The sequence below is a fragment of the Peptoniphilus sp. DNF00840 genome, assembly GCF_001553125.1.
Lineage (GTDB): Bacteria > Bacillota > Clostridia > Tissierellales > Peptoniphilaceae > Peptoniphilus_A > Peptoniphilus_A vaginalis.
Window position 1 is genome coordinate 1 of sequence record NZ_KQ960251.1, and the last position, 1528, is coordinate 1528.

The 1528-nt window shown below is 34.4% G+C and carries 1 protein-coding gene; it reads left to right on the top strand.

Annotation, left to right across the window (positions count from 1 at the left end):
• Positions 1 to 177: 177 nt before the first annotated feature.
• Entirely contained in the window at positions 178 to 1440 is a 1263-nt protein-coding gene (locus tag HMPREF1864_RS07705) for a sodium/glutamate symporter (RefSeq protein WP_062572209.1), read from the top strand.
• The last annotated feature ends 88 nt before the right edge of the window (positions 1441 to 1528 follow it).

The following is a 1528-nucleotide window of genomic DNA, read 5'->3' on the forward strand; positions in this document are numbered from 1 at the left end:
GTTTTATTTGGCTAACTTCATTTTACAATCTTCCCTCTTATTTTTTTAATAAATAGTAAAATATTTAAAAATAAGAAAAATTTATAAAAGACTTTTTTTAAAAAAGTGCTATAATAACAAAATGTACAAAATATTTTTTAGTAATTTTATGTACAAAAATTTATAGGAGGTTTTATTATGACACTAGAAGACGTTCTTGGTTATTTTGGGACTTATACTCCTGGCAAAAACGGTGAAGTTGCATCCTTCCAATTTGAATACTTATGTACTCTTGGTATCGCAGCTTTAGTAATTTTCGCTGGTAGATGGTGTGTAAGCCACTCAAAAGCCTTGAAGAAGTACGCTATTCCTGCTCCAGTTGTATCAGGGCTAATTTTTTCAATAATTATAGCAATAATTAAACTATCAGGATTCATAGCACTTAGCTTTGATGCTAAGATTACAAAGGATTTAGCACAAAATATATTCTTCTTAACAGTAGGATATGGATTTTCTGCTTCATTATTTAAGAAGGCTGGGGGAAAACTTATATTTAATATTGCCTTCGCAGCTTGTTTACTTATAACATTGCAAGATATCTTGGGAGTAGTAGTTGCTAAAGCAATTGGTATGCACCCTCTATTCGCTCTTCAATGTTCATCAGCAGCTATGTCTGGTGGAGTTGGAACAGCATCTGCCTTTGGACCAATTTTTGCAGATTGGGGAGCACCTGATGGTGTAACTGAAATTGGTGTTGCTGCTGGTACAATGGGTAACATTATGGGTTCACTAATTGGGGGACCAGTTGCTGCATATTTAATTCACAAGCACAACCTAAAGGCTGATCCAAATGACAAGCCAGAATCTGCAATTAATAACGAAGTACATCCATTAGTAGATAGCAGGATGATTGTAGCTTTTGCTATGGTTCTTCTTGTTTCAGCACTTGGTATGCCAATCTACTTCCTTCTTGATAATATTCCTGGAATTGAAATGCCTAAATTTATAGGCTGCCTATTTGCAGGAGCAATTGCAAGAAATGTTATTGAAAAACTTGGAAGAGATACTTATGTATCTGAAGTTAGTGCCATTGAGCATATGTTCCTTGAACTTTATCTAGCACTTGTTTTGATGACAATTGACATTACAAAGCTATTAAGTCACTTAGGTCAAATGGGTATTGTTTTAGCATCACAAGCAGTTTTAATGGCATTATTCGCTATACTTATTTCTTACAGAATGTTTGGAAAGAATTATGGAGCAGCAGTAATGGCAGCAGGAAACTGTGGTTGGGGCTGTGGTTCAGGACCAAATGCTGTTGCAAATACAAAGGCTGTAATGGACGCTTATGGTTACAATAATATTGCGTGGATTCTTTATCCTTCCTTCGCAGTAATTATTGACGATATTTACAATCCATTATTCTTATCTTTCTTTGGAAAGCTTGTAAGCGGTATGTAATAAAATTTTTATGAATAAAATTTTATAGGCAAAAAAAAGAGATTCAATTGCGAATCTCTTCAGACTGATGACAAAGCAGGCAAAAAAG

Excerpts from the sequence above, each read along its gene's own strand:
- HMPREF1864_RS07705 (WP_062572209.1), top strand. The coding sequence starts at position 178 with ATGACACTAGAAGACGTTCTTGGTTATTTTGGGACTTATACTCCTGGC.